General features: G+C 71.6%; 3 protein-coding genes. 1 reads left to right on the forward strand and 2 read right to left on the reverse strand.

Going from position 1 to position 26610, the window contains the following annotated elements:
• Window positions 1-44: 44 nt before the first annotated feature.
• Both OOZ19_RS14760 and OOZ19_RS14765 read right to left on the reverse strand, forming a co-directional pair.
• Entirely contained in the window at window positions 45-317 is a 273-nt protein-coding gene (locus OOZ19_RS14760; protein WP_266090671.1) for a hypothetical protein, read from the reverse strand.
• A gap of 69 nt (window positions 318-386) precedes the next feature.
• Complete coding sequence (locus tag OOZ19_RS14765; protein ID WP_266090672.1) at window positions 387-953, reverse strand: hypothetical protein; 567 nt, start codon at window positions 951-953, stop codon at window positions 387-389.
• A gap of 79 nt (window positions 954-1032) precedes the next feature.
• Between OOZ19_RS14765 and OOZ19_RS14770 the strand changes: the two genes are divergently transcribed.
• On the forward strand, window positions 1033-26610 hold a 25578-nt coding region (locus OOZ19_RS14770), incomplete at its 3' end, for a hypothetical protein (RefSeq protein ID WP_266090673.1).

The raw sequence follows: 26610 nt of genomic DNA on the forward strand, positions 1-26610 counted from the left end.
AATCAGTCGAGTTCGTCGAGTGGGCAGTCGGATTCGTCGGGTAATCAGTCGAGTTCGTCGAGTGGGCAGTCGGATTCGTCCGGCAACCAGTCGAACTCGACGGGCGACCAGTCGTCGAACTCCACCGGTGGGCGTACCGACTCCTCGGGTTCGCGCGACAGCCTGGTGGACTCGAACCGGGACGGTGTTTCGGAGCAGCAGTCCTCCGGGCGGGACGTCGGCAGCGGTGGCACCAAGCTCGGCTCGGTGTTCTCCAACTCGGACTCCTTCGCGCCGGTGGCGACCGAGTCGAACGGCACCGGCTCGAACCAGTCCACTTCGGACGGGATCTCCGGTTCGACGGTGTCGAACGCCTCGGGCGACGTCTCGTCCGCGCAATCCCAGGGTCAGGGTTCGGACTCCAGCAGCAGCGGGAACTCCTCGAGCTCCTCTTCCTCGAACGGCCAGGGCGTGGTCGGGCAAGGCGGGTTCGGGCAGTCGCAGTCGCCGACGGCCTCGGGCGGGCAGGTCTCCGGCACATCGAGCTCCACGGGCGGTGCCGCGGGCTCGACGACGGGGACGTCGGGCTCGACGACGGGCGGTGCCGCGACCTCCACTACGACGAGCACGTCGAACTCCACCTCCACCGGTGCGCCGACGGCTTCGTCCACGAACGCGCCCACCACGGTGTCGACGGGCGGGCCGAGCAGCACCTCCACCGGTGGTGCCCAAAGCGCCGGTGGCACCCAGAGCCCCGGCGCGCAGGCCACCGGCGGGAACCCCTCCACGGCGTCCACCGGTCCCTCGCAGTCGCAGGGCGCTGCGTCCGGGCAGCAGACCCAGACCACCGGCGGCGACCGGGCGGGGGCGCAGGGGAACCAGAACCAGAGTTCCCAGAGCGGCCAGTCGAACCAGAGCAACCAGTCGAACCAGAGCAACCGGCCGAGCACGACCGGGACCGGACCGGCGGTCACGGCCTCGGAGGGCGCTCCGCAGGCGAGCAATGCCGACGGTTCCGGTGCCCGGCAGGACGGTCCGGCCCCGGCGGAGTCGGTGGGATCCGGCTCGCGCGAGAGTGCGGCGGAGACCGGTTCTCCGGACGGGGCAGCGGAATCGCGGGACGAGTCGACGCGGTCCGGCTCCCGTGACGAGTCCTCGTCCGGTTCGCGGGACGACGCGGCCCGGTCCGATTCGCAGGACGAGTCGACGCAGTCCGGTTCGCGGGACGGCGTTCCGGAGTCCGGTTCTCGCGACGACGCGGCGGAGCTGACCGAGGCGGATCGACCGGGATCCGAGCAGGACCGGTCGACCGGGCCGGATTCCCGCGACGAGTCGGTGGATTCGCCCGCGAGGGACCGGTCCGAGCAGCAGGACGAGTCCACGCAGTACGGGCCCGGGCAGCAGCAGGGGCAGCCGAACCAGCAAGGTCAGACCGGCAACCAGTCCGGGCAAGCCGGCCGCGGCGCGAGTGCCACGCCGGGCGGCGAGGCCCGCGGTCCGCAGCAGAGCGCCGCACCGGGAGCACGGCTGGACGCGTCCGCCCCCGGCGCGAGGACGAGCGGGTCGCCCGATGCCACGTCGACGAACCAGCCCACGTCGACGAACCAGCCTACGTCGACCGACCGCCCCGAGACGTCGAGCGGCCCGGATGCGGAGAACCCGGCGGTGCGGGCCGACGAGGACGACTCCGCGCCGCGGTCCGAATCGGAGGAACGCCCCGCGACGTCGGCCGAGCCCGACCCGGCTGCTCAGCCCGCCAGGCCGGAGGAGTCCGACGCGAGTCCGGGCCGAGCCGAGGAGTCTGCCGAGCAGCCGGGTCGGTCGGGCGAGTCCGACTTGGCCGGGCAGTCCGGTAGGTCGGAGGAGTCGGCGCAGCAGCCGGGTCGTTCGGAGGAGTCTGTCGAGCAGTCGGGTCGGTCGGGCGAGTCCGACTTGGCCGGGCAGTCCGGTAGGTCGGAGGAGTCGGCGCAGCAGCCGGGTCGTTCGGAGGAGTCCGTCGAGCAGTCGGGTCGGTCGGAGTCGGCCGAGCAGTCGACTCGTCCGGAGGAATCCGCCGAGCAGTCAGGGCGAACCGAGCAGGACGCGGAACAGCCAGGTCGGTCGGAGGAGGCCGAGTCGGCGGACGGGCCCGACGCGGTGTCGGACAACCCGGTCACGCCGAACCAGTCGACGACGAACCAGCCCGGCACGACGAACCAGCCCGGCACGACGAACCAGCCCGGCACGACGAACCAGCCCGGCACGACGAACCAGCCCTCGACGCAGAACCAGTCGACGACCAACCAGGCCGCGGCCCAGAACCAGTCGACGGCCCAGAACCAGCCGACGACGCAGAGCCAGCCGCCCGCGCGCGACGGCGCGGCGCCCCGCCAGTCCGGTCCGGCGGTCACCTCGCAGGGTGACCCGGGGCAGACGCGCGGCGGGGACCAGCCGGTTTCCTCCCGCTCCGGCGGGAACACCGACTCCCGGGGCCCCGCGGTCGAGAGCGCCGCGCCGCGCCGGACCGGGGAGGACGCGACGCGCCTCGGCGAGCGCGGCCTGAACGTCACCCCGCCGGAGACGCGCACCGCGAGCACTTCTCGCAGCGCTACCCGCGAGGGTCGGCAGGACCCGCCGCTGCCCCCGGTGTTCGCCGCGCTGCTGACCGATCCGAACGTCGCCACACCGCACTCCGGTTCGCAGCGGCAGCAGCCGGGCACCACGCCGGACGGCACCACGTCGCGGAACGACTCGCGGCTGCGGATCCCCGACCCCGCCGACGAGATCGTCGTGGGGCTCGGTCCGCGCGGCGGGCGCTCGCTGGTCATGGGCGGCGACGAACCGGTCGCGCACCGGCCGGTGGCCACCGCGCAGGACACCGGGGCCGGTACCTCCTTCGCCCGGGACGTCCCGTTGGCGGAGGACCTCACGTCCGCGGCCAAGTCGTTCGGAAAGATCGGCGCGGCACGCACGCAGGAGCTGCTCGACACCACGGCCGTGCTGCTGAGCCGGGCCGGTGAGATCCCGGGCAACGTGCCCACGACCTTGTGGGAAGCGGTCTCGGCTCGGCTCGCGAAGGACGAGCACGGTCGCGCGGACGAGCTGGTCCAGCGGTACGTCCACGAGAAGGAATCGCTGGCGGGCACCGATCTGGCCGGGCGGACCGGCCGTCCCGGTCCCGACGATGCCCGCACGCCGACCTCCGCGCCGGAGCAGGACGCCGGAGGCAACCGCGGCGAGGACGCGGACACCCCCACGGGCTCGGACGGGGTGCGGGATTCCGACGGTGCCAAGGATTCCAACGCTGCCAAGGACTCCGACGGGTCGAAGGACTCCGACGGTGCCAAGGACTCGGACGGGTCGAAGGACTCCGACGGGACCAAGGGCAAGGACGGCGACGACGAGTCGAAGGCGCCGAAACCGGCGGAGGAGATCCGCGAAGCCCTCCCGGACTACGTGCGCAGCGGGCAGTCCCTGGGGCCGGTCGAGCAGATCGGCGCCACCCGCCGCGCGGACCTGCCCACCGACACCCGCACGCTGGAGTTCACCGGCCCGGACGTGGTGGCACAGCTCAACAAGCTGGTGCCGGGCGCGAAGGGCAAGTGGGAGGACACCAGCGTCATCCAGCGCCGGGTGGACAACGACGTCCGGTCGCTGGTCGGCGACGGCGACACCTTCATCGTGCGCAAGGGCGGCAAGTTCTACGAGCTGCAAGTCAAGGCCACCCCGCAGTGGGACCGGATGACCTCGGTGAAGCCCTCCGACGCGAGCATCGAGGCGACTTCCAAGCGGGAGAAGACCAGCTCCAACACCAGTGCCGAGTCGCGGGACAAGTCGTTCTCCCCGCAGCTCGCGTTCACCGCGATCCCCGGGCTCTACCTGTACTTGAACCCGACCGTGCCGGCGTCGTTCTCCGAACTGCACCTGTCGGAGCAGAGCCAGACGTTCGGCAGGAGCAACAAGTTCGCCATCAAAGCCCTGCACGACGTCGACGTGCCGATGAAGTTCGAGTTTTCGCTGCGCGACCAGCAGGACCAGCCGATCATCCCGGCCGGCGTGGGACGGAACGTCGTCGGCCAGACGGGCAACCGCAGGCTCGAACAGCACTCCGTCTCGGAGACCGCGGACGTCGCGATGCGGGTGCCGATCGGGCTCTCCAACGGCCGGTCCATCGGGAACGTCCTGGAGTCCGCCCACACGCGGCTGGACAGCTACCAGCAGCCGCTCACCCAGCGCCAGCGGGCGCGGCTGGAAGCCCAGGGCGTGCACGAGCTCGGCGCGCTCGGGGAGGCGGGCAGCCGCGCCACCCGCCAGGCCGAGGCGATGGGCGTCACCGTCCACACCGGCCCGATGGCCGGGTCGTTCTTCCGCCAGGTGCAGCGGCTGCTCGGCAAGCGGTTCAAGGACGAGACCGGCGTTGACGCGCACGGGCGCCCGGCGCTGCAGGAGTTTCTGCACAAGGACACCATCGCCGAGAAGCTCCCGGCGATGACGGTCTTCGAAGGCGCGCACCCGGAGCAGGGCTGGGTGCCGTCCGGCGAGATCTACAAGGGCCGCAAGCTCTCGCTGTTCCGCTCGCACCCCGGCACCCAGATCGAAATGCGGGCCGTAGCGACGTGGATCAAGATCGGCCACGAGCACCCCGACGTCAAGCACTCCGACGCGCAGACCCTGAAGTCCGGCAGCAAGGACGTGAGCAGGACCGACCGCTCCGGTGGGCTCACCACGCTCGTCGGGCCCGGGCTCGAGGTGGGCGCCTTCGGGGTCGTGGCCGGCCCCAACACGGGTTTCAACGTGGGCCGGGCCAACGAGCAGAACCTCAGCAGGTCCACCGAAGCTACGAGCACCATCGACAAGACCGGCGAAGGCGTTCGCTACCAGCTCGGCTACAAGCTGCAGGTCCGGCCGCTCGGTGGCCAGCCGGTGACGCTCGACGGCCTGATCGCCGCCGACCTGCTCGGCGACCGCTCCAGCGCCGCGGAGGCGGGGCTGTTCGAAGGAACGCCGCTGGCCGACGCGTTCCAGCCGGAGAACTACCGCTCCGGCGAAGAGCGCACGCACTTCCTGCCCGAAGCGGTCGAACGCGGCGAGACGTTCATCGGCCGGTTCACCGACTTCCCGCTCGGGCGCGACCTCTACAACGGGCTCGCGGACCTGCTGCGCGAGATCCCGCTGCGCGGCAAGGTCCGCCTCGACCAGAACATGTTCATCCGGCAGTTCGACGACGAGGCCTTCGCGAAGGGCCTGTCGGCGAAGATCGCCGACGTGCTGAAGCGGAAGCGCAGCCTCGCCGACATCCTCGCCGACGAGGACGTGGTCAAGCAGCTCGTCCCGCAGATGATGGACGGGCCGCTGTACCTGCCGATAAAGCGCGAAGCGCTGATGCACGACTACGTGTCCGTCGTGCGCCTGTCGATGGAGACCGGCAACATCCGCGACGGCGACCCGGTGCGCGCCGGCGGCGTGTCGTTCGAGGGCGGGGCGCGTCCGGACACCGACGGCGGACCCGCCGCCGACGGCGCTCCCAGCGGCAGCGGTCGCTCCTCCGAGAGCGGCAAGGACGAGGTCAAGAGCGCGCTCAACACCAGCAGCAAGATCACCGACCAGACCTCGGTGAAGACCTCGCAGCAGCGCAAGCGCGGCCTGATCGGCGGGTTCCAGGCCCGGTTCTACTCGGCGCTCGGCGTCGGCCGGTACATCGCCAGCGGCGGCTACCGGGTGGACGGCAACCGGACGCGGAACCGCGCGTTCGAGTTCGGCAGGGAGACCGCCGTCGAGCGCAAGCGCGGCGGGAGCATCGCCCCGGACGGCAAGCTCACCGACCACTCGTTGCGGTCGTTCCGGGCGGACTTCGACCTCAAGGCCGAAGTCGTGTCCTACAAGCGTCCGAGCGGGGGGATGCGCCGCATCCGCCCGCAGCGGTTCGGGCGGCACGTCCCCACCTACCAGGAGCTCACCAGCGGCTTCCCGCTGGACCTCACCCCGCAGGAGCGGTCCCGGCACAAGCCGGGCAGGGACACGCCGCCATCGATCACCAAGCGGGTCGACGCTCGGTTCGTGGTGCCGGAAAGCCTGGTCAGCGAAGAGGACCCGCTGGCGATCACGCACATGGAGGATGGCGGCCCGGAAGCCAAGATCGAGCAGATCGGGAATCCGCCGGCCCCCCACCAGTTGCCCCCCGGTGCGAGCCGCAAGTTCGACGGCGCCTCGCTGGTCGGCTTCTCCGGCGGCAAGGTCCTGCGGGGCATGGCGGCCAACCTGCTCAACCAGGTCACCCGCTACGACCCCATCGTGCGCTTCCCGGTCCCCGAGGTCACCGGCCCGATCGCGCACATGCTCGGGTCGGACCGCTTGCAGAGCGACCCGCGGCTGTTCAGCAGGCCGCGCACGACGTCGATCTCCTACTCGCGCGCCCGCAACGACCTGGCCATCGAGATGGGTGTCTCCTTCAAGCCGGTGCTCGATACCGCCAACCCGGTCACCCGCAGCGAGTACGAGCAGGCGACCCGCGAGCTGACCGGCAAGGCGAGCGCGGGGCGGACCACCGGCTGGGACGTCACCCACGGCGGTTTCGTCGGCACGGTCTTCACCAGCCCGCTGGGGACCGGTGTCACGACCGCCACCCACGACGTGGACGGCCTCGGTGTCGGCGTCGTCAACCTCCAGCCGTACAGCCGGACGAAGGGCGCCGAGACCTCCCGGTCCCAGGAGAGCGGCCAGAAGCTGACCGTGGAGACCGCGCCGGAGAAGGTGTACTTGACGCGGGTCAAGGTGCACGCGGGCATGGTCGCCGAGGCCCAGTACAAGGGGAACTTCGACACCCTCGAACTGTTCCCCCGCCCCGAGCCGAGGCGGCGCGGTCAGTACGCCGAGCTCCCCGAGTCGCAGCTGGTGTGGTTGACCAAGGACCAGCTCGACGAGCTCAGGCCCGGTTTGGGCGGCGGTGAGCGGTCGGCGGACTCCGCGGGGGACACCGCACCCGCCGGGGACACCACGCCCAACGGGGGCAGGAGCGAGGAGTCCTCGTCGGCCTCCGGCGGCGACCGGTCGCTCCCCGTGCCGAAGACGCTCGACCCGAGACACACCGTGCGCCCGTCGTTCGGCCTCGGCGGGATCATCGACCCGGTCGACCTCGTCGATCAGATCGGCGAGATCCGCGACCAGATCGGCCGCCAGATCGGCCACGACGTCGCCGAAGCGCTGCTGCCGAGCACCTCCGCGGGAAACCCGGGCAACAACCAGGCGTCGCTGCAGGCGCTGCTCACCGACATCAACAACTCGGTGGAGCAGGTGCTCAACGGCGGCGAGCGCACCCAGCTCCGCTACGAGCGCCGGTTCCGGGGCAACACCTACCGGTTCACCCTCGACGCCGACTTCCACCCGGACTCCGGCCCCGGCAAGATCCGCCACGTCGAGAAGCTCAAGGTCGCGAACCTGGCCACCAGCGCTCTCGAAAAGGTCCGCACGCGAAGCAGGACCCTGCTGACCACGATGTTCGCCGGTCGGCTGGGCGTGCGGGGCACCGAAATCCCGCCGGCCGACCCGCAGGGCAGGCAGGAGCACAAGACCGGGCTCGGAGCGGCCGGTGTGGGCGTCACCCCGCAGGCCAGGTGGGGCAACCGCGCCCAGCAGATCACCCGGAAGGACGAGGTCGGCCACGAGCGCTCCGCGGAGACCAGCGGCCCCGTCGCCGAGCACGCCGGGCGCCTGCAGTTGAACCTGCAGGTCGGCCGCGGCGATGGCCCGCTCACCAACTCGGTCTCGGTGGACCGCCCGGTGACGGTGACCAAGCTCGCCGAGGAGGCGCTGCCGCAGCCGGAAGGCACCCGCTACGGCCAGGTCTCGCACCGCGGGAAGTTGACCGAGGCGCAGCAGAGCCCGGAGGCGCTGGCCACGTGGCGCGGTGAGGGCAAGTTCACCCTCCCGACCGCGGACGCGCACTGGGGCGAGCACTTCTTCGGCGACATCGACGAGCTGGTCGACGCGGCCCGCGGCGCGCTGCAGGACTCGAAGGTGTCCGTGTCCAGGGACGTCGACAGCGCGCTCGCCACGGCCATCACGGTGGCGCAGCTGCGGGGGCGGCTCCCGGAGATGCTGGACGGCACCTTCACCATCCCGCTGCCGGACCTGAACCGGACGCTGGAGTTCTACGCACGCGTCCCCGAGACGCCGAAGTTCGCCAGCACCAGCGGTTCGGTGAAGTTCGAGGGCAAGACCAAGCCCAAGGACGAAAGCACGTCCCAGGTGGAATCCGGCCACACGCTCGAACTGCGCACCACCGAGCCGTGGGGCTGGGGCGGCAGCACCCAACCTGCGGACAAGAGCCCGTACGCGTTCGGCACGAATTCCGGCTACGCCGCCCGCGACCTCATCGCGCTGTCCTCCCGCGACCCTGCCAAGCTGCTGCAGACCGGTGAGCTGCACTCGGAGGACGCGGCGCGGATGCCGACCTCCGACAAGATCATCCACAACGAGGAGACCGTCACCAGGGCGCTGCTGAGCAACCTGGAGTTCCGCGTCGTGGCCCGCGAGACCGGTGGCGTGCTGAACTTCGGCGAGCCCAAGACCGGCGGCCACGCGGTCGGTTTCCGCGACGCCTTCGTCTCGCGGTTGTGGGACGACGACGCGACCGCCCGCACCGGGCACGCGATCTCGCCGGACCTGGTGAAGGCGACCAAGGACCTCGCCGACAAGGGGAAGGCGTGGTCCAAGGCCGACAAGGCCCTCAAGGGGGCGTTGGAGGCCGACGGCGTCGACGGACCGAGCCGTTCCGGGGAGACCGAGGAGGCCGGCAAGGCGCAGGAGGCCGAGTCCAAGGCCCGGTCCGAGTACTACCAGGCCATGCGCAAGTGGGACGCGCTGACTTCTGCCGAACACGCCCGCGACGCGCGGACCCGCGAGGACGCGCGGAGCAGCGAGCGGCAGGCCGTGCAGGAGCGCGCCGAGCGCGCCGCGGACGCCGGGGTGCAGTACCGGCTGCCGCCGATCCGGCGCGCTTCGCACGCGGACGACCTGCTCAGCGGCTGGGAGGAGGTCATCGGCTACGTGCTCCCGAGCTCGTCGCGGTCGGCCTCGCTGCCGCCCATCCAGGAGGAGATCGAGCTCACCGACCTGCCACCGGACCGCACCCCGGACGGCTCGGACGGCCGGACAGCGCCGACGGACGTCCCCGCGCCGCGCAGCGCACCGGACGAGGTATCGGGCGGCCCCCTCGACCGCGGCGGGGACTCGGCCCGCGACGGGAACACCGCGCGCGACGGGGAATCCGGCGGCCTGCGGGACAGCTTCGACTTCGCCAACGACCCGGAGTCGCAGAACTGGCGGCGGCTGCTCAACTTCGTCGACTCCGACGAGCCCTCCCGCGCCGCCGCGCGCGACCTCGGCGGGACGCTGGACGAGGTGGGCCCGCGCGGCGAGCAGGTCGAGCTGGACTCGTTGCCCGCCACCGAACGCGGCGCCGGAACCCCCGAACCCCAGGTCGAGGGCTCGCGGCCGAACCTCTCCCGCCAGCTGGAGATGGGCGGCGAATCCGCGCCGCCGCACCGCGCGCTGGTCAACTCGCTCAACGAGGCCGCCGCGCAGACCGCGCAGCGCCAGGGTGAGCCCCGGCCGGGCACCGAACTGCTCGGCCCGGACGTCTTCGGGCTGCGCGACCCCGAACCGGCCCAGGAGTTCATGGCCGGGCACGACTACTCGAACCTGCCCTCCGACCGCGTGGTCAGCCTGTTCCAGACGCTCGACATGGCCCGGCCGCAAGGCAGGCCCACCTGGGCGGAGGCCGCACCGGACGCGCTGACCCCGCAGCCCGGTTCGGTGATCACCTCGCACCGCTCCCCGCAGCAGCGGCAGAACTGGGCGCCGCGGATCACCGAACCACTGCCGGAGACGCTCGAGATGCCGCGCGTCATGCACCGCAAGTGGTTCGGTGGGCCGCTCACCGGTGTTGGCAAGGAAGGCTTCCACCGGTCGACCATCGGCGACTTCGCGCAGGCCCACGCCGGGCAGCTCGAAACCGTGCTGTGGACCGACGTGCCGCGCTCCCAGTTCGAGCAGGCCGCCGCGCACTCGGGCCCGATGCGCGCGGACGATCCGCTGGCGCCGGTGCGCGACATGCTCGGCTGGGCCCGGGCGCACAACGTCCGGCTGCTCAACATCGACGAGCTCTCGAACGCGGAGAACCCGTTGCGGGCGCACGACTTCATCGCCAACGAGCGGATCAAGCAGACGCCTCCGGGCAGCGCGGGAGCCAGCGACATCTCGCGGCCCGCGGTCCTGCACGAGTACGGCGGCCTGTACATGGACGGCGACAGCGCGCTGGCCGATCCGCAGCACCTCTACGACGTCGTGCTCAACAGCCAGGAGGGCTACGCCTTCCACACCGACGTGGCTAACGAGCTCTTCAGCAACTCGGTGATCGGGGCGCCGCGCAAGCACCCCGCGATGCGGTCCTACCTGGACACCATGGTCGAGCAGTACCAGCGCGAGTACGCCGACGTGGTCCCGGCCGCGCTGCGGGACGCCGACCCGGAGGCGTTCAACAACCCGAAGGTGTCCTCGCGGCGCAACTCCATCCGGGCGCGCAGCGCCCCGGGCAACATGGACGCGTTCGCCCAGTCCCTCGGCTACCGCGACGCCGTCGACCTGCCCGGCCTGAAGGGCGTGGTGGTCCACAGCGCGGGCAGCTGGATGGACCCGGCGCAGCCGAAGCCGAAGGTGTGGGACGCGGTCGCCACCGAGCGGTTCACCCAGAACGTGATCCAGACCTTGGTGCGCGGCCTGCACAACCGCCCCGGTGAGCTGCTGCTGACCGCGGTGGCCGACGTCGTGGAGTCCCACCCCGACCCGGACCTGATCTGGAACTCGGCGATCACGTTCCTAGCCGAGCACCCGGCGTTCGGGCCGATGATCGAGGGCGTCACCTTCATCCGCCAGGACAACGGCGAGACGAAGCAGGTCGAGCTCCCCGGCCACGCGGCCGACCTGCTCAACATCGACGCGGAAGCGCTGTACGTGCGCTACGGCGAGGTCGGCGCGGACGCCCGGATCGAGAACCCCGGGCAGCGGTCCGCGGATCCCACCTCGATGGGCGACGAGCCCGTCGACGCACCGGTGCCGCAGCGGCTGCCGCAGGGCAAGGACCTCACGTTCCAGGACGTCGACTTCGTCCCGCTGCCGGCGGGCAAGGACGGTGAATCGATCGGCGTCGGCTTCCCGCTGAACGACAACCAGCGCGATGTCATGCGCTGGGCGTTCGAATCGGGTGCCGGTGACCGGGCGGCGCAGCTCTACGGCGTTCCCGCCGGGCCGAACAACTACTTCGCCGCGCCGCACTTCAAGGACGGCCTGTTCACGATCCGGGACAAGGCGGGCTCGCTGCACCGGCTCGACCAGGACCAGATGATGCGGCTGCTGCTGAGCGCGGGCCGCCCCGGTCCGGTGTGGTCGCAGAACACCAACCTGCTGTGGTTGAGCTGCAACCTGGGCGCCGAGGCGAACGCGCCGATCGGCGACCGGCTGCACGGGCTGCTCTCGGACCAGGTGGGGTCGCAGCTCGCCCCCGCCGGCAGGCCCAAGATGTTCGAGGGCGGCCGGGTCGAGCTGCTCGGCTCCGGCGACATCTCACGCCTGGGCGACCCGGACGGCCCGCACGACCCCGATGCCCCACCGCCCGACGTCGAGGCCCTGCCAGGCGAGCAGAGCATCAAGATGGTGGACAACGCGGCCGCCACTCCCGAGCAGCGGCGCCTGCTGGTGTCCGCGCGGGATTCGATGGCCGCGCTCCAGCGGCACCTCTCGGTGCTGCCGCCGGACGCCCAGCCCGAGGCCCGCGCGCAGTTCGCGGCCTGGCGCGACGCCTGGTCCGCGGGGCAGGTCGCGGGCCTGGACACCGAGGCGTTGCGCTCCTTCGACCAGTCGGCCCGCGAGCTGACCGAGCAGGTGCGCGAGGGGCGCTTCGAGCAGGTCTTGGAGATCCACGACCAGGCTTCGGACCAGATCGCCGACGGCGTCGAGGAGCCCAGGTTCTACGAGAACGGCATCCCCGGTGGTGTCAGCTCGCGCCCCGGCGTGCGGATCGGCCTGGAACTGGAGTTCCAGATACCCGAGGGCAACCCGGATGTGTTCGACGCCAAGGTCGCCGACCTGGGCATGGAACTCGACGCCAACGGTTACCTGGAGTGGACCCCGGAGAGCGAACTGCTCACGCCGGACGAGATCCCGGCCGCGGAGATCCACGGGCGCGGCAAGTGGGTGATGCTCGACGAGGTCGCCCACCAGAACGGCGTCGAGATCGTCTCGCCGATCCTGCGCCTGGACGAGAACCCGACGATGTGGGACGACGTCGACGCCGTCCTGGACAGCGTCCGGGAGAACGGTGGCAACGCCGACAGCACCGGCGGTCACGTCAACCTGAGCTTCGACCGGCCGCTCGGCGCCAGCGAGTACGTGCGGCTGGCGCAGCTGGGCAAGGCGTTCGAGTCCGTGATGTACCGGCTCGGCAACTACCCGATGGGCCCGAACCAGCGGTCGCTGCACATGGTCGGCCCGAACCCGGTGCCGCCGGACGCCTCGAGGGTCACCACGCCCGCCGACGTGCGGGCGTTGAGCCGGGACAAGTACGACGCGATCAACTTCCGGCACGTGACGGGCGGTCCGGCGGATCGGGTGGAGTTCCGGTTCTGGTCGGGCAGCACGAAGGCGAGCGTGTGGCAGGCGCACGTGGAGCTGAGCGCGGCGATGCTGGCCGCGGCGACCGACCCGTCGATCCAGTCCCGGCTCGACGAGATGATGAAGGAACCGGAGCTGCTCGGCGTCGGCGGCGGTTCCGGACTGCGCAACCTGCTGGACTTCCTGGAACTGCTGCCGCTGAGCCCGGCCGCGCAGGAGCAGGCGATCCAGCTGTTCGCGCTGACCGACCCGTGGGAGAACACCGGCGGCAACGACATCCACTGGCGCTCCCAGACGGTCGGCCTGCCGGATGGCGGGTTCTTCTTCCCGAACGAGAACTACTCCATCGAGTCCGCGGTCCGCGTCGCCCAGCGGGTGCAGCCCCTGCCGAACACCGACCTGGTGATGGGCAACTTGGACCCGCGGACCGGGGAACTGCAGCTGTGGGACGGCGAAACGCTCTCCGGCCAGGACCTCATCGACTCGATGAGCCACCGCCGGATGGGTTCGAGGGACGCCGTCGCGCTCGCAATCCCCGGAGTGGCCCGCGCGGCCTGGTTCCCGGAGCTGGTCAACCACTTCAACGAGCTCGGCAAGCCGGTGCTGACCGCGAACCATTCGCTGCTCGCCCCGGACGGGAGGCTGGTGGCTGCCGCGATGCGCCCCGCCTCGGACGGCACGCTGCGTCCGGCGCCGGACCCGATGGGCTGGGTGCAGCACCGCTCGGAGGGCGTCGCCCCCACCGGGCAGTTCGACCTCGCGCACGCGCTCGCCTCGGTCATTGGACCCGCCGCCCAGCCCCAGCAGGCGCACCCGGGCCAGAGCCTGGTCATGGGCGGGGAGGACGGCTCGCGCCGCACCAGCGTCGACGACTACTTCGCCGCGCAGGACCGCGGCGACGCGGACGTGCCGCCGCCGCGCGCGGCCGACACCGCCGACTCGCAGCAGCGGACCGGTGAGAACAGCGCGGCGAACGATCCCGCCGCCGTGGAGCGCGTCGTCTCGGACCTGAACGACTTGCTCGTGGAGAACCCGACCGAACCGGCCCCGCTGCTCGGCGAGGACCTGTTCGGCCTGCTGAGCCCGGACCCGACCCCGGACTTCCTGGTGGGCCTGGACATCCCGGCGCTGGACACGGCCAAGATCCCGGCGCTGCTCGACGCGATGGACCTCTCGCACGACGCGCCGTCGCGGATCACCGCCGACGGTCTGGAGAGCCGCGCGGACCAAGTGCTGACCCGGCAGCCCACGGAGGAGGAGCGGCACAACTGGGCACCGGGCGACGTGTCGCCGCTGCCCGAGATCCTGGAGCTGCCGAAGCTGCAGCACAGCATCTGGATGGGCAGCCCGGTGCAGGCCTCGACCAGGTCGGCGGAGGTGTTCCAGAACTTCGGCTCCTCGGCGTCCCGCTACGACGGGACCTCGGTCATGTGGACCGACATCCCCCGTGCGCAGTTCGACGCGGCCCGCGCCAGCACCCCGCCCACCGACGGTTCCCCCGATCTGCACGCCGGAACCCGCGAGATGCTCGACTGGGCGCGGCAGAACGACATCCGGCTGGTCAACATCAGCGAGTTCTTCCACGAGGGCAACCCGATGGCCCTCCAGTCCTACTTCCTGAGCGAGGTGCAGCGGCTCTCCGGCGCGGGCTGGGCAGCGGGCAGCGACATCGGCCGAATCGCGATCCTGCGCGCGCTCGGCGGCCTCTACACCGATGGCGACAACAAGGTCCTCGACCTCTCCCGGGCCGAAGAGCTGATCGACACCCCGGCGGGTTGGGCGAAGCTGTCCGACCGCGAGTCGATGATGGACAACGCCGCCTACGGGATGCCTCGAGCGCACCCGGTGGCCGACGTCTTCCTGCGCGACATGGAGCAGGCCCTCGGCGAGAAGCAGGCTGGCCTCTACGGCGAATTGGCGCTCACCGCGAACAAGGAGATGTTCGACGAGAACCTGATGTACGTCCGCCGGAACTCGCTGATGATGCGCACCGGCCCGGACGTGCTCTTCCGCGTGGCCCACACGCTCGGCTACGACGGCATCGACGCCTTCCCCAAGATCCCGGCCGTGCACGTCCTGTCGGCGGGCAGCTGGCTCCCCAACAAGGCCGCGAAGCCTGCGGTGCTGGACGGCCCGGAGGCGGCTGCCGCGCTCGCGCAGCGAGCCGTGCAGACCTTGGTCCGGGACATGAACAACCGCGACGGCGACCTGCGGCTGGTCCGGCTGGGTTCGCTGCTGAACAGGCACGCCGACCCCGACCTGGTGCTGGCCGGTGCCCTCCAGTTCATCTCCGAGCACCCGGACCTGTCGCAGCGGGTCCGCTCGGTCACCACGATGAACTGGGACAACGGCAAGTTCAACGAGATTCGGATCCCCGGCCCGGTGCACGACCGGTTCGTCGTCTCCGAGACCGGGTGGCAGCAGCGGATCGCCGAGTTCATGCTCCCGGCGGTCGTGCGCTCGACGGCGGACGCGGACCTCGCCGCGCGGGCCGCAGCCGGGTGGGCCGATGCCGATCCGGTGGTGCTGGCCGAACGCGCGACCGACCTCTACGGCCTCCGCGAGCCGACTCCGGAGCAGATCGAGCTCGCGGACGCCCTCGACCGGCTCGCGGTCTCAGAGCCCTTCCAGCCGCGTCCGGGGAGGGACGCGCTGCTGGTGCTGGCGGACGAGGCCGAACTCCGCACCGGGGAGCCCGGCGAACGGCTGGCCGCGCTGTTCGAGTTCGCCGAGCGCCACCCCGCTTCGCTGTACACCCGAGGGGACTTCCTCGCGACGGCTGTCCGGGAGAACGTGCAGTTCGTCGAACCGGAGTGGGCCCCCCGTAGCGGCTCGGGCGAGGACGCTTCGGGTACCGGGCGGCGGGACGAGGATTCGGACAGCGACTCCGACGACGGCTTGTTCGCGGGGAGGCCGCCGCAGCGCGAGGACGCTTCGGGTACCGGGCGGCGGGACGAGGATTCGGACAGCGAGTCGGACGACGGTTTGTTCGCGAAGCCGCCGCAGCGCGAGGACGCTTCGGGGCCCGGGCGGCGGGACGAGGATTCGGACAGCGACTCCGACGACGGCTTGTTCGCGAAGCCGCCGGAGCGCAGCGTGATCATGGGTGGCGACGAGGACGTCGTCATGCACGACCTCGCCGGGGTGCCGCAAGACGAACGTGCCCGACTCACGTCCGCGCTCACCGACACCGTGGCGCAGCTGCAGCGGCACCTCCAGGCGCTGCCCGAGGACGCGCTGCCGCGGCTGCGCGAACGCGCCGACGTGTGGGCCGACGCGGCGCGCACCCGGTCCTTCGCCGCCGCCGACGTGGAACAGCTGCGCCAGCGGAGCAACGAGGCCGCCCAGCTGCTGCGCAACGTCCGCACCCAGCGCGCCGGGCTGTTGGCGCAGCAGTTCGAACAGGCCAGCGCGACCGCGCGCCAGGGGGAGTCCCCGGTCGAGTTCCACCTGTTCGGCGTCGAAGGCGGCCAGTCCGCCCGCCCGGACGCGCAGGTCGGGCTGGAGGTCGAAGTCCAGCTCCACGGCGAGAACTTCCGGGGCAAGCTCGACGAGCTCGGCCTGTCGCTGCTGGAGCAGGACGCGCTCCACGACCCGCGGATGCTCGGCAAGAACGACACCTTCGACGCGCACGCCGCAGGCAAGTGGGCGATGGTCGACGAACCCGCGCACGTCAACGGCGTCGAGCTGGTGTCGCCGATCATCCGGCCCGGCGAGGAAGACGCCATGCCGTGGGCGGACCTGCAGGACCTGCTGGAGACCGTCCGGGACAACGGCGGCGACGCGGGCCGGACCGGCGGGCACATCAACGTCAGCTTCAAGGACCAGGTGCTGACGCCCTCGGAATACGTGCGGCTGGGCCAGATCACCAAGGCCTTCGAGTCGACGCTGTACCGGCTCGGCAACCACCCCGGCGGCACCGGGCACCGCAACACCTTCCAGGTCGGCCCGAACCCGCTCCCGATCGAGCCGAGCTCGGACCTGACCTACGCCGACGTCCGTGACCTCAACCACGAGCGGGAGGAAGCGGTCAACTACGCCAACGTGGACGGTACCCCGAGCGACCGGGTGGAGTTCCGGTTCTGGTCGGGCAGCACCGATCCGGCGCTCTGGCAGGTTCGCACCGAGCTGAGCCTGGCGATGCTGGCCGCGGCGAAGGATCCGTCGATCCACTCGCGCCTGGACGCGCTGATGGCGGAGCCGCAGCTGCTCGGGCGGGGCTCGGCGGAGCTGCCGGACCTGTTGAACCTGCTGGAGCTGCTGCCGATGAGCGAGGCGGCGCAGCAGCAGGCGGTGCAGCTGTTCGCCGCGACCGAACCGTGGCAGAACACCGGTGCCAACGACCAGCGGATGCGCACCCAGACCGTCGGGATGCCCAACGGCGGGCTGCGGTTCCCCGGCCCCGGCACCTCGATCGCCGACGCGGTCTCCACCTCGCGCCGGACCATCACGCCGGACGGCGCGGACATGGTCGTGGTGGAGCTGGCGCCGAACGGCTCCGGAGTGCGGTTGTGGGACGGCACCACGCTGCCCCCCTCGGAGTTCATCAACTCCGTCGAGACCAGGCTGATGCACCGGGAAGACTTCTCGATGCTGGCCTTCGCCTCGTCCGGCGGTGGACGGGCGCCGTGGCTCCAGCAGTTGGTGGACCGGCTCGACGTGCCGGTGCTGACCACCGACGCCACCGTCGTGCAGGACGCGGGCGGCTGGGTGTCCGCCGTCGAGCAGAGCATCGACGCGGACGGCGTGCTCCGGACCAAGCCCTCCACCGAGGGGTGGGTGCTGCACGAGAAGGGCGGCACCACCCGGCCGACCGGCCAGTTCGACCTGGCGCTGGCCGTCGCCTCGCTCGACCCGGAGGGCTCCCGGTCCGGGGGCGAGGACGGCTACTCCTCGATGTCGGAGGACGGCTCACCGGACCCGGTGGACGCCGCCCCCGAGGGCGAGCGCAGCGTCGTCATGGGCGACGAGGACGTCGCGATGCCGGACCTCGCGGGCGCCCCGCACGTCGACGAGCGCACGCAGCTGGTCGCCCGGCTGGGGGGCGCCGTGCCGCAGCTGCAGCGGCACCTCAACGCGCTGCCCCCGGACGCGCTGCCCGACAACGTGCTGCCGCAGCTGCGGCAGCGGGCCGCCGCCTGGGCCGCGGGTCTGCACAACCAGGCCTTCACGAACGTCGAGCTGGGCCGGTTGCGCGAGCGGGTGCAGCAGGCCGAGCAGCTGCTGGCGAACATCCGCGGCCAGCGGGCCCGGACCATGGTGCAGCAGTTCCAGCAGGCGCAGGCCACCGCGCAGGCCGGGACCTCGCCGGTCCAGTTCCACCCGCAGGGCGTCGCGGGCGGCGCCTCCTCGCGGCCGGACCTGCGGGTCGGGCTGGAGGTGGAGTTCCAGATCCACGGCGAGAACTTCGACGGCCGGGTCGGTTCCCTCGGCAATTCCTTGCACCGGCAGGGCTTGATCGCCGCACCGTCCATGTTGGACAAGGCGGACACCGCCGGATCGCACGCCGTGGGCAGGTGGGCGATGGTCGACGAGCCCGCGCACGACCAGGGCGTCGAGATCGTGTCGCCGATCCTGCGACCGGGTGCTCCCAACAGCACGGCGTGGGCCGAGCTCGACGCGCTGCTGAGCACCGTCCGCCAGGACCCGCACCAGGGCGACGCCGGGCGGACCGGCGGGCACGTGAACGTCAGCTTCGACCGGCACATGACGCCCGCGGAGCACGTGCGGCTGGCCCAGCTGATGAAGGCGTTCGAGTCGACGCTGTACCGGCTCGGCAACCATCCGGGTGGCGCCTCGCACCGCGACACCAACCAGGTCGGCCCGAACCCGCTGCCGCTGGAGCCGCGCGAGGACCTCGCCTTCGCCGACGTCGAGGAGCTCAACTGGGGTCGCGAGGACGCGATCAACTTCCTCAACGTCGAAGGCACCGCGGCCGACCGCGTCGAGTTCCGGTTCTGGTCCGGCAGCACCGATCCGGCCTACTGGCAGGTCCACACCGAGCTCAGCGCCGCGATGCTGGCCGCCGCGCAGGACCCGTCGATCCACCCGCGCCTGGACGCGCTGATGGCGGAGCCGCAACTGCTGGGGCGCGGTCCGGCGGAGCTGCCGGACCTGTTGAACCTGTTGGAGCTGCTGCCGTTGAGCGAGGCGGCGCAGCAGCAGGCGGTGCAGCTGTTCGCGGCGACCGAACCGTGGCGGGACACCGGTACCAACGACGTGGACTACCGCGCGCAGTCGATCAGCCTCGGCGGCGGCGGGTTGTTCTTCCCCGGCCCGCACGACTCGACCGCCGCCGCGGCGACCGCCGCCCGCAACGTCGTCCTCCCGGACGGGGCGAGCCTGGCCGTGGCGGAGCTGACGCCGGACGGCTCGGAGGTCGCGCTGTGGGGCGGTGGCACGGCCTCCCCAGCCGCCTTCACCCACGGCACCGCCACCCGTCGTGGCATCGGCCTGCTTCAGCCCGTGGTCTTCGCGGCCTCCGGCGGCGGCCGCTCCCCGGTGCTGGCGGACCTGGTCGCGGAGGCCGAGCACCCGGTGCTGGCCACCACGAGCGACGTCGTGCGGAGCCAGGACGGCAGGCTGCTCGCGGGCCGGATGGTTCCCGACGCGCACGGCGGGCTCACCTTCCAGGCCGATCCCGCGGGCTGGCAGGTGCACCGGCGGGGCGAGCAGACCTGGTCCACCGGGCAGGCCGAGATGACCTCGGCGGTCGACGCGCTCTACAACAGCGGCCGCTACGACCCGGACGCCGAGCCCGAGCCGGGCATGGAGATGGGCGGCGAGCGCTCCGACTCGGCCGAGACCTCTGGCGCGGCCGACCGAGGCAAGGACCTCACCTTCGCCGACGTGGACTTCGTGCCGTTGCCCGGGGGCAAGGACGGCGAGCCGATCGGCGTCGGCTTCCCCCGCAGCGACCGCGAAGCCGAGATCATGCGGCACGCCTTCGAGTCCGGCGCGGCGGAGAACGCGGCGCGGCTCTACGGCGCGCCCACCGACGGCGACAACTACGTGGTGGCCCCGCACTTCTCGCGCGGCCGCTTCACCGTCCGGGACAAGGGCGGCACGCTGCACCGCCTGGACCGGGAGCAGATGAGCAGGCTGCTGCTGAGCGCCGGTCGCCCCGGTCCGCAGTGGACGCAGGACACCAACCTGCTGTGGCTGAGCTGCCGGCTGGGCTCCCCGGACAGCTCGCCGGTCGGCGCCGGGCTGCACGAGCTGCTCTCGGACCAGGTCGGCGGGCAGTACGCCCCGCACGGCAGGCCGGAGCTGTTCGAGGGCGGCAGAGTCAGACTGCTCGGCTCGCAGGACATTTCTAGGCTCAGCGACCCGGAGGGTTCCCGCGGCCCCGGCGACCCGGACGTGCCCGAGATCGGCCCCTTGCCAGGCGAGCGCAGCGTGCGGATGGTCGACGAGTCTCCCGGCAGGCTCGACTCGCTGGTGTGGTTGTCCGCCGAGATCCAGCGGAACCTGGCCACGCTGCCGCCGGACGCGCTGCCCGGGGTCCGGCAGCAGGTCGCCGCGTGGCCGAACACGCTGACCTCGCTCAACGCCCTGTCCGACGTCGCGCTGCGCAGCTTCGAGGACGCCGCGCGAGAACTCGCCGGGCAGGTCCGGGAAGAACGCGCCCGGCACGTCGGCGAGCTCTACCGCGCCGCTGAGCAGTCCCGCGCCGACGGCGCCCGGGAACCGAGCTTCCACCCCGAAGGCGTGCCGGGCGGCGTGAGCTCCCGGCCCGGGGTCAAGGTCGGACTCGAGGTCGAGTTCAAGTTCCTCGGCACGGACAACGCGGGCGCCACGGCGAAGGTCACCGAACTCGGCGCCAGGCTGCAGGCCGCCGGGCACTCCGAGTGGCACCCGGTCGCGGAAGACACCGCGACCGAGCAGGCACCCCCGATGAGCCCGTTCTCCGACGGCGATTCCTCGCGGTGGGCCTCCAGCGAGAGCGAGGACCTCGAGTCGAACGTGCTCGAGGTGTTGCCCAACCCGAACGCGCCGATCGTCGGCGAGCTGCACAGCCGGGGCAAGTGGGCGATGGTCGTGGAGACCGCCCACGACTACGGGGCTGAACTCGTCTCGCCGATCCTGCGCCAGGACCAGCAGCCGCGGATGTGGGCGGACCTGGACTCGGTGCTGCGCGACGTCGAAGTGGTCGACGGCAACGCCGACAGCACCGGCGGCCACGTCAACATGAGCTTCGACCGGCCGCTGACACCCCGCGAGCACGTGCGGCTCGCGCAGCTGGCCAAGGCATTCGAAGCGGTGCTGTACCGCCTGGGCAACTACCCCGGCGGCGGGCAGCGCGCGATGCACATGGTGGGCCCGAACCCGATCCCCACCGACCCGGCGAGGGTCACCACCCCCGAACACGTCCAGGCGTTGAGCCGGGACCGGTACGACGCGATCAACTTCAAGCACGTCAAGGGGGCGGACTCGGACCGGGTGGAGTTCCGGTTCTGGTCGGGCAGCACGAAGGCGAGCGTGTGGCAGGCGCACGTGGAGCTCAGCGCCGCGATGCTCGCGGCAGCGAAGGACCCGTCGATCCAGCCGAAGCTCGACCGGCTGCTGGCCGAGCCCAAGCTGGTCGGCCGGGACACCGGCGCCGGGCTGCCGGACCTGGTGGAGTTCCTGGAACTGCTGCCGATGAGCCAGGAGTCCCAGCAGCAGGCCGTGGAGCTGTTCGCGCTGAACGACGCCTGGCGCAACACGGGCGAGAACGACACCTTCAACCGCGTCCTCACCGTCAGCACCCCGGACGGCGGGCTGCTGTTCCCGACGGCCCGGAACTCCGTCGAGTCGGCGGTGCGGGTCGCCCGCGACCTGCAGCCCTACCCGGACGTCGACCTGGTGGTGGGCGAGCTCGACCCGCACGGCCGCGGGCTGCAGCTGTGGAACGGTGACCTCCTCCCCGGGCACGACCTGATCGAGACGATGGGTTCGCGCCGGTTCGGCGCGCGCCACGGCATCGTGCTCGCGATCCCCGGCGTCGACCGCGCGGACTGGTTCCGGCAGATCTTCGAGCCGGAGAACTTCCAGGAAGAGGCGGTGCTGACCACCACGAACCTGCTGCGGCTGCCCGACGGCAGGTTCCTCTCCGGGCAGGTCGCTCCGGGGCCGGACGGCCGGTTGCGGATCGTGACGGACCCGCAGGGCTGGGTCATGCACGGCGAGGACGTGGCCCATCCGACGAACCAGGCGGACCTGGCCGACGCCGTGCGCGTCATGCAGCAACGGCTCGGTCTCGACCAGCCGCAGACCGGGCCGGACCACTCCGCCGCGCAGCAGCCAGGACCCGCAGGCGGCGAGCGCAGCCTCATCATGGGCGACGACTCGGCACCCGCGGTGCCCGCGGAGATCGCCCCGCTGGTCGACCGGGCGCAGCGGACCCTCGGGTCGCTGCGGCGCAACCTCGACGCGGCACCGGTCGAGCCGCGGTTCGAGCCCGTGCGGGAACGGCTCGCGGCCTGGCAGCAGGCGCTGCGCGGCGAAGACCTGCCGCGCGCGACACCGGACGAGCTGCGCGCCTTCGACCTGGAAGCGCGGCAGCTGCTGGACCAGGTCCGCGCCGACCGCACCGCGCGCCTGCAGGGCATCCTCGACGAGGCGCAGACCCGCGCTGACCAGGGCGACTCGCCGATCGTCTTCCACCACGGCGGTGTGCCCGGCGGCGTGACCTCCCGCCCCGGCACGAAGCTCGGCTTCGAGGTCGAGTTCAGCCTCCCCGAAGCCGGATTCGAGGAGCGCGTCCGCGGGCTCTTCGCCGACCTGCGGCGGAACGGCTTCACCGAGCAGGAAGGCAGCGGGTTCCCGCTGCCCCAGCAGGGCGCCAACGTGATCCAGCGGGCCAACGAGGCCGACGGCTGGGCGCTGGCCGATGAGGCGTCCTTCAACAACGGTGCCGAGCTGATCTCGCCGATCCTGCGCCCCGGTGACGAGCCGACGGTCTGGGGCGAACTCGCGGACCTGCTCAAGCTGGTCCGGGATCGGGGTGGCAGCGCCGAGGGCACCGGTGGCCACGTCAACCTCAGCTTCGCCGAACAGCTGACCCCGCCCCAGTACGTGCGGCTGGCGCAGCTGACCAAGGGCTTCGAGTCGGTGCTGTTCCGCCTCGGCAACCACCCGAACGGCAGCGGCGAACGCAGCCTGGACTACGTGGGCCCGAACCCGCTGCCCGTCGACCCGGCCTCGGTGTCCACGGTCGCCGACCTGCGTGCGCTCAACCACGGTGCGCAGGGGCAGGCCAAGTACGACGCCGTCAACTTCCTCAACGTCGAGGGCTCCCCCAGCGACCGCCTGGAGATGCGGTTCTGGGCGGGCAGCCTCGCGGAAGCCGAGTGGCAGGTGCGCGCGGAGCTCAGCGCCGCGATGCTGGCCGCCGCGCAGGACCCGTCGATCCACGCCCGCCTCGACGAGCTCATGTCCAAGCCCGCGCTGCTGGGCAAGGGCGATGCGGAGCTGGCGCAGCTGCAGGAACTGTTGGAACTGCTGCCGTTGAGCCCCGAGGCAGAGGCGCAGGTCGTCCAGCTGTTCGCCTGGACCGAGCCGTGGACCCTGGACGGGACGAACGACACCTACGACCGCGCGCAGAGCGTCGCGCTGCCCGGTGGCGGGCTCTACTTCCCGAACCGGCACAACTCCGTTTCCTCCGTGGTCGATGTCGCGCGGAACCTGCCGAACCTGCCCGACACCGACCTGGTGCTCGCCACCCTCGCCAAGGACAACCCGGACCTGGTGGAGCTGTGGGACGGCGAGCCGGTGGACGGCACCGGGTTCGCCTCCTCGCTGAAGGGACGCGGCATCGGTGGCGGAAACGCGATCGCGCTGGCCATCTCCGGGGTGCTGCAACCGGACCCGGACGTGGTGCACGACGGCCCGAACCCGTTCGCGGAGGACCTGGAGTCCGACTGGGTCGCCGACCTGGCCGTGGACAACACCGTCTACGTCGCGGCCAAGGTGGCGCTGACCCCGGACGGGCGGGTGCTCGCGGTCCGCCAGGTGGTCCGCACCGGCGACAACACCGTCCGCTTCGAACCGGACCCGCGCGGCTGGGTCGTGATGGAGGACGGCAGCTCCTACGCCACCGGCGAGCCCGACCTCGCCGAGGCGCTGCGCCCCGACAAGGACGCCGAAGGCGAGACCGACCCCGACTACGCGTCGAGCCGGGGCGAGGGCTCTGACATCGACATGGCCTACGACGCCTCCGAGGGCACCCGCAGCGACGAGGACGCCGAAGGCGAGACCGATCCCGACTACGCGTCGAACCGGGACGAGGACTCGGACGTCGACATGGTCGACGACGCCTCGGAAGGCTCCCGCAGCGACGAAGACGCCGAGGGCGAGATCGACTGGGAACCCTCCGCCCAGCAGCAACAGCAGCCCGACGTCCGGACGCAGGGTGCGCCGGATACCTCCTCTCCGCCGCTGGATGACCTGTTCACCGGAGGCGTATTCGACAGCTTCGGCGACGACTTCTGGAACCAGTTCGCCGAATCGGACCCGCTGTCCAACGTCGACTGGGCCGGTTTCGGCGACCCCGAGCTGCCGTCGCTGCCGGACGACTTCGTGCAGGAGATCCTGGCCGACCTGGGTGATCCTGCGGCGCCGACCTCCCGCTGGTCGGCGATGCTGGACGGGACCGACGACGGTTCCGTGCCGCAGGACGCGATCCAGGAGCTGCACGCGGAGACCGCCCCCGTGCTGGCCTCCGAGCTGCTGGAGGTGGCCGCCGGTGCGCGGAAGCCGTTCGAGATCCACGTGGTCTCGCACAGCTTCGACGCGAAACCGGAGGTCAACGACGCGCGGAGCAAGACGATCGAGTCCCGGCTCACCGCCGCGCTGGAGGCCGAGCTGGCCGCGGCGCAGCGAGACGTTCCCCAGGCCGAGCGGCGGACCCTGCACGACCTCCGCGTCCCGCTGGTGGTCAAGAACGAGCCTTCGCTGATCGACATGATCGGGGTGGAGACCGCACCGGTCGCGGACTACGGCAAGCAGTGGAAGGACGGGGCCGAGCCCTCGGTCGAGAGCGACTCCTGGCGGTACGCGGAAGCCACCCGTGCCTCCTGGTTCGACCCGCAGTGGGGCAGGCTGGAGCCCTCCCAGTGGGAAAACCTGCGGCGGCCGATCCCGGACGGCACCGTGATCAACGAGGCCCCGGCCCCCAGGATGGAGGCCGCAGGCGCCCCGCACTTCTTCGGCGGCCCGGTCCGGTTCGACTTCCAGCGCATCGAGGTCGAGCCCGGGCGGTTCGTGCAGGAGTTCACCTTCCGGCCCTACTTGGACGCCGACGGCTTCCTCGCCGCGCCCCGCGGGCAGGTCGACCTGGACAAGGCACTGATCCAGGCGAAGGAGGAGGAGCTGGCGACGGCCGAGGTGCTCTCGACGCTCTACGAGGGCACGTCGATGGTCACCGAGGCCGAGAACGCGCGGACCGAGCTCCAAGCGGTGCGATCTGATCTCGACGGATTGCGGGCGAAGTTGGACGCCTCCACCGCGGAGCTCACGCGCCAGGAGCAGCGCGTCGAGGCGCTCAAGGAGCGGGTGCGGGCGGGGATGTCCGAGTACGCTGGGCAGGGCGCCCGGATGGCGGTCTCGGGAGACCAGTTCCAGGGCAGGGTGGAGTTCGCGGCGGACGCGTCGTCCGCGCTCCAGGTGGTGCACGTCGGCGAGAAGATCCGATCGAGCCAGTCCCACTGGGACATCGACATGACGGGCCGGGTCGGCAAGCACGAGGTCTTCCACTTCTTCGGCCTGGCCGACGAGTACGCCTCTCCCCGAAGCTTCGAGCGGGGGACCAGGGAGTTCGACGGGCAGCAGATCCCGGAGTACAAGGTTCGGGCCTACCTGGACGCGGCGGAGTTCACCGAGCACCGCGAGAAGCTCGCCGACGAGGCCGAGCAGAAGGCGGTCGCCGCGGAACTGGTCGCCGAGCTCGACGAGCAGAACCGCGCCTCGCTTTCCGGTCAGGTCGACGAGCAGGGCACCCCGCTGTTCGACGCGGCCGTCCTGGAGCGGCACCTGGAGACCTCCCGGCAGGAGGCGCAGCGCCTCCGCGCCGAAGCCGACCAGGCCCGGCAGCGGGTGACCGACGTCGACCAGGACCTCGCGGCGCTGCGGGAACGCACCACGCGGGGCGTCCGGGAGCTGTTCGACCCGAGCCGGATGGACGAGAAGTCCCGGTACGCCGTCGAAGTCGAGTTCGTCGACCACTCCTACTACGCGCACCAGATGCTCGCGGTGAGCGACGCGGAGAACATCGCCCCCACCGATTCGGCGAATTGGCGCAGCTCCGACAGCCCGGAGGCGGCGGCCGATCGCATCGCTGCGCACCTCGGGTTGTCCCGGCAGTTCGTTTCCGCCCTGCGCTCCGGCGACGTGGGCGCGCTGCGGGAGCGTCCCTTCGACGGACGTTTGGTGTTCAACCGCGTCGACCAGCCGCTGCCGAAGGACATCACCACCGGCCAGCCGCACCAGCGCCGCAACCGCTTCATCGACGACGACGGGTTGATGGGGTCGAACGGCGACGTGCTGCCCCGGCACCTGTGGCGGCTCGAGCAGTTGGCCCGCGAGGCCGGCATGCGCCCCGACGTGGTGCAGCCCGGTCCGGAGCGGATCGCGCGGCGCCTCGACTTCCTGCTGAGCAGGCCCGAGGTGAAAGCCGACCAGGTGCTGGCCGAGTTGCAGACCCTGGTCGGCAACCAGGCCGGTATCGACGCTGTGCGGGAGCGGTTCGGCAAGGACGGCGGGCCGTCGCTGGACGAGCGGCTCCAGGGCGCGCTCGAGGATGCGAACGCGACGCGCGCCGCGCGCTACTTGAGCGGCCGCTCGCGCGAGATCGTCGACTTCGAGGACTTCGTCGAAGCCGAGGTGGCCTCGATCGGGAACTCGTTCGACTTCGCCGATCCGACCGGGTTCGGTGATCTGGGGAACCTGGATGCGACTGGGCTCGGTGATCTGGGGAACCTGGATGCGACTGGGCTCGGTGATCTG

Origin of the sequence: Saccharopolyspora sp. NFXS83, from assembly GCF_026241095.1 — a bacterium.
Taxonomy (GTDB): domain Bacteria; phylum Actinomycetota; class Actinomycetes; order Mycobacteriales; family Pseudonocardiaceae; genus Saccharopolyspora_C.